General features: G+C 74.2%; 2 protein-coding genes. Both read right to left on the reverse strand.

The window, feature by feature from the left end; all coding sequences use genetic code 11:
* Nucleotides 1-4,825: SDR family NAD(P)-dependent oxidoreductase (locus ACFVU9_RS45185; protein WP_387603880.1), on the reverse strand; the 4,825-nt coding region annotated here is incomplete at its 3' end.
* 6 nt (nucleotides 4,826-4,831) lie between these two features.
* Nucleotides 4,832-5,332 (reverse strand): acyl carrier protein (locus ACFVU9_RS45190; protein WP_387603877.1); only part of this gene is annotated, 501 nt, incomplete at its 5' end.

Raw genomic sequence — 5,332 nt, forward strand, 5'->3', positions numbered from 1 at the left:
CGAGGACGCCGGCGGCCTCGGTGCGGACCAGGTCGACGACGTGGCGCAGGCGGTCGGCCTCGCGCAGCTCGTAGAGGCGGGCGGCGAGGGCCGTCATGGTGGCGGCGCCGGTGCCGGTCGCGGAGGCCGTGCGGCGCCCGCCGGGCAGCAGGGCGCGGAACATCGTCGGCACCTCGCCGCGCGGGCGGGCGCCGGTGGCCATGCGGCCGGTCGCGACCAGGTACGGCTCGTCGACGGCCATCGCGGCGTCGAGCAGCGCGAGACCGTCCTCCTCGGTGAGGGGCGGGACGCCGGAGGCGTGGAGGCGGTGCAGGTCGGCTTCCGAGAGGGTCCCGGTCATACCGGCGGTGGGCATCCAGGCGCCCCAGCCCAGGGACTGGGCGGGCAGGCCCTGGTGGCGGCGCCAGTGCGCGAGGGAGTCCAGGTAGACGTTGGCCGCGGCGTAGTTGCCCTGACCGGCCGTACCCATCACACCCGAGATGGAGGAGAACAGGACGAAGGCCTTGAGGTCCTGGTCCTTGGTCAGCTCGTGCAGGTTCCAGGCGGCATCGACCTTGGGACGGAGAACGGTCGACAGGCGCTCGGGGGTCAGCGCGGTGACGATGCCGTCGTCCAGCACACCGGCCGCGTGCACGACACCCGTGATCGTCCGGCCGTCCAGAGCCTGCGCGAGCGCCTCGCGGTCGGCCGCGTCACAGGCCACGACCTCCGCACGGGCACCCAGCCCCGCCAGCTCCTCCACCAATTCGGACGCGCCACCACGGCGGCTGAGCAACAGCAGTTCCCGCACGCCGTGTTCGGTGACGAGATGCCGGGCGACGAGACGACCCAGACCGCCGGTGCCACCCGTGATCACCACGGTGCCCGTGCCCCAGCCCGTCGAGGGTTCGCCAGGAGCCACCCGGGCCAGCCGGCCCACCCGGACGACGCCGTCGCGGACCACCACCTGCGGCTCACCCACGGCGAGCACCGCGTCCAGCGGGAGCTCGCCGTCCGCATCCACGAGCACGAACCGGCCCGGGTTCTCCGACTCGGCCGCCCGCACCAGGCCCCACACGGCAGCACCGGCGAGGTCCGACACCTCGTCGACCGCACCCCGGGTGACGAACACCAGGCGCGTGTCCGCGAACCGCGGCTCCGCCAGCCACTCCTGGACCAGGCCCAGCGACCATGCCGTCACCTCGTGCACCCGCTCGGGCGTCGAACCGCCCGCCACCGGGACCACCACGGCACCCGGCACGTCGTCGGTCAGGTCGGCGAACGACGGCACGTCCGCGCCCAGCGTCACCGCCGTCACGCGCTCACCCGCACGCGACGGCGCGGGCACCCACTCCAGCCGCAGCAGCGAGCCCGCCGCGGCCGCTCCCTGCACCACGGCGGCCGGCTCGGCCAGCGTCACGGCCTCGGCCGACAGCACCGGCTCCCCGGCGGCGTCCACGACGGCGAGCGCGAGCGTCTCCTCGCCCGTCCGCACGATCCGCGCACGCACCACGGACGCGCCCGAGGCGTGCAGCGACACCCCGGACCACGCGACCGGCACCAGCCCCTGGCCGTCCGCCCGCACCACGGCCGCCAGCAGCGCCGGGTGCACGCCGAACCCGGCGGCCTCGTCGGCCGCGTCGCCCGGCAGGGCCGCCTCGACGAAGGTCTCCTCGCCGCGCCGCCAGACCGACCGCAGCCCGTCGAAGGCCGGACCGAGGTCCGCCTCCTCCCGGATCCCGGTCAGGTCGGCGACGACCGAGCCCTTCGGCGGCCAGACCGAGGCGTCGAAGTCGGCGGTGCGCTCGCCGCGGACGAGCTCGCCCGAGGCGTGCTCCGTCCACTCGGCGTCGGAGTCGGCATCCGGCCGGGAGAAGATCCGCACCGGGCGGGCGCCGGAGGCCGCCGGGGCGTCCACCTGGATCTGGACGACGACGGCGCCGTCCTCGGGCAGCACCAGCGGCTCGGCGAGCGTCAGCCGCTCGACCCGGTCGCAGGCCACCTGGTCACCGGCGCGGACGGCCAGCTCCAGGAACCCCGTCGGCGGGAACACGGCCACGCCGCCCACCCGGTGGTCGCCCAGCCAGGGCTGCGCCTTCAGCGACAGCCGGCCGGTCAGCAGCGTGCCCTCGGCGTTCGCGAGCGCGACGGTCGCGCCCAGCAGCGGGTGCTCGGCGGGCGAGAGGCCGGCGCCGGTCACGTCGCCGATGCGGCGGGACGGGCGCGGCCAGTAGCGCTCGTGCTGGAAGGCGTACGTCGGCAGGTCGACGCGGCGGGCGCCGGTGCCCTCGAACAGCCGGGCCCAGTCGACGGAAACGCCGGTGACGTGCAGGCGGGCCAGGGCGGTGACGAGGGTCTGCTCCTCGGGCCGGTCACGGCGCAGCAGCGGCAGGGCGGGGGCGTCCGACTCGTGCTGGGCGAGGGCGGCGAGGACACCGTCCGGACCGAGCTCGACGAAGGCCGTGGCGCCGGCTGCGCGCAGGGCGTCGAGGCCGTCGGCGAAACGGACGGCCTCACGGACGTGACGCACCCAGTAGTCGGGGGTCGTGACGTCCTCGCCCAGGGAGCCGGTCAGATTGGAGACCAGCGGGATCGAAGGGGCCTGGTACGTCAGCCCGTTGAGGACCTCGCGGAAGTCCTCCAGCATCGGATCCATCAGTGGCGAGTGGAACGCGTGCGAGACCTTCAGCCGCGTGGTCTTGCGGTCGGCGAAGTGTGCCTCGATCACCGCGACCGCTTCGAGAGAGCCCGAGACGACCACGGAGGTCGGACCGTTCACCGCCGCGATCGACACGAAATCGCCCAGCAGCGGCAGGACTTCGTCCTCCGAAGCCTGCACCGCCAGCATCACGCCACCGGACGGCAGCGCCTGCATCAGACGCCCACGAGCACTCACCAGCGTGCAGGCATCCTCCAGCGAGAACACCCCGGCCACATGCGCAGCCGCGATCTCACCGATCGAATGCCCCGCAACGAACTCCGGCTCCACACCCAACGATTCGAGCAACCGGAACAGCGCCACCCCGACCGCGAACAACCCCGCCTGAGCGAAGTCCGTCCGATTCAGCAGCTCGGCGTCGTCACCCCACACCACCTCGCGCAAGGGCACGTCCATCGCGACACACACCGCATCGAACGCCGACGCGAACACCGGGAACCGGGCATACAACTCCCGCCCCATCCCCAACCGCTGCGACCCCTGCCCCGAGAACAGGAATGCCGTCGACCGCTCCCCCGCCACCCCGCGCGCAACCTCGACCCCGTCCACCAGCACCGCCCGGTGCCCGAGCCGCGAGCGGCCCGCGAGCGCGAGGGCGACGTCCACGGGGGAACCGCCGACTCCGGCGAGCCGCTCCAGCTGCGCGTCGAGCGCCTCCTCCGACTTCGCCGAGACCACCGACGGCACCACGCCGGGCACGACCGACGGGTCATCGGCCGCGGCATCCTCCTCCACGGCCTCCTCGACGATCACGTGCGCGTTCGTGCCGCTGATCCCGAACGCGGACACGCCCGCGCGGTGCGGCCGGTCCGCCTCCGGCCAGGACCGGGCCTCGGTGAGCAGCTCGACGGCCCCCGCCGACCAGTCCACCTCGGCGGACGGCGCGTCGACGTGCAGCGTCTTCGGCAGCACGCCGTGCCGCAGCGCCATCACCGTCTTGATCACGCCGGCCGCGCCGGCCGCGGCCTGGGTGTGGCCGATGTTGGACTTCAGCGAGCCGAGCAGGAGCGGCTGTTCACGGTCCTGCCCGTAGGTGGCGAGGAGTGCCTGGGCCTCGATCGGGTCGCCGAGCGGCGTGCCCGTCCCGTGACCCTCGACGGCGTCGACCTCGGCGGCCGACAGCCCGGCGGCGGCCAGCGCCTGGCGGATGACGCGCTGCTGGGACGGGCCGTTGGGCGCCGTCAGTCCGTTCGACGCGCCGTCCTGGTTGACGGCCGAGCCGCGCAGGACGGCGAGCACCGGGTGCCCGTTGCGGCGGGCGTCCGAGAGCCGCTCCAGCACCAGGACGCCCGCGCCCTCCGCCCAGCCCGTCCCGTCCGCCGCGTCGGCGAACGCCTTGCACCGCCCGTCCGGCGCCAGCCCGCCCTGCCGGGAGAACCCGGAGAAGCTCATCGGCGTCGACAGCACGGTGACGCCGCCCGCGAGGGCCAGCGTGCACTCGCCGGCCCGCAGCGCCTGCGACGCGAGGTGCATCGCCACGAGCGACGAGGAGCACGCCGTGTCGACGGTGACCGCCGGGCCCTCCAGACCGAAGGTGTACGACACCCGGCCGGACAGCACGCTCGCCGTCAGGCCGGTGGTCGCGTGGCCCTCCATGTCCTCGTCCGAGTTCATCACCACGCCGACGTAGTCGACGCCCGCCGTGCCGACGAACACGCCGGTGCGGGTGCCGCGCAGGCCCGCTGGGTCGATGCCCGCCCGCTCGAAGGCCTCCCAGGACGTCTCCAGCAGCAGGCGCTGCTGCGGGTCCATCGCGAGGGCCTCGCGCGGCGAGATCCCGAAGAAACCCGCGTCGAACTCGCCGGCCGCGACGAACCCGCCCTCGATCGCGGCGCTGCTGCCGCTGCCCTCGCCGAGCAGCGCCGCGATGTCCCAGCCGCGGTCGGCGGGGAACCCGGTGATGCCGTCCTGCCCGTCCGCGACCAGCCGCCAGAGCTCCTCGGGGGTGGTCACCCCGCCCGGCAGGCGGCACGCCATGCCGACGATGGCGATCGGCTCGTGCCGGCCCGACTCGGCCTCCAGCAGTCGTTGGCGTGTCTGGTGCAGGTCGGCCGTGACCCACTTGAGGTAGTCAACGAGCTTGCTGTCGTTCGACATGGGGGATGGTGCCTTCCTGTGATGAGGCAGGGTCGGTCAGCGGTCGCTCAGACGGCCGAGCTCGTTGTCGATGAAGGCCAGGACCTCGTCCGCGCTCGCTGCTTCGAGCCGCTCCGCAATGGCGTCCTCGGCATTCTGCGCGTCCTGGTTTCGCAATTTCTCCAGCATTCGGCGCAGCCGGAGGGAAACCGCGTTGCGGGTCGCCTCGTCGGTGTCCGCGTCGGCCAGGGCCGCGTCCAGGCGGTCGAGTTGGCCGAACAGCGCGGCGCCGTCCGCCGCTTCCTGCTCGTCGAGGAGCACGCCGAGCAGGTGTGCGCCGAGGACGGCGGAGGTCGGGTGGTCGAAGACCAGGGTCGCGGGCAGGCGCAGGCCGGTGACGGTGGTCAGGCGGTTGCGCAGTTCGAGTGCCGTGAGGGAGTCCACGCCGAGGTCGTGGAAGTCCCGGTCGGCGGCGACGGCCTGCGGCGAGGCGTGGCCGAGGACGCCGGCGGCCTCGGTGCGGACCAGGTCGACGACGTGGCGCAGGCGGTCGGCCTC

This window comes from Kitasatospora sp. NPDC057936 (assembly GCF_042887525.1).
In the GTDB taxonomy this organism is placed as follows: Bacteria; Actinomycetota; Actinomycetes; order Streptomycetales; family Streptomycetaceae; genus Kitasatospora.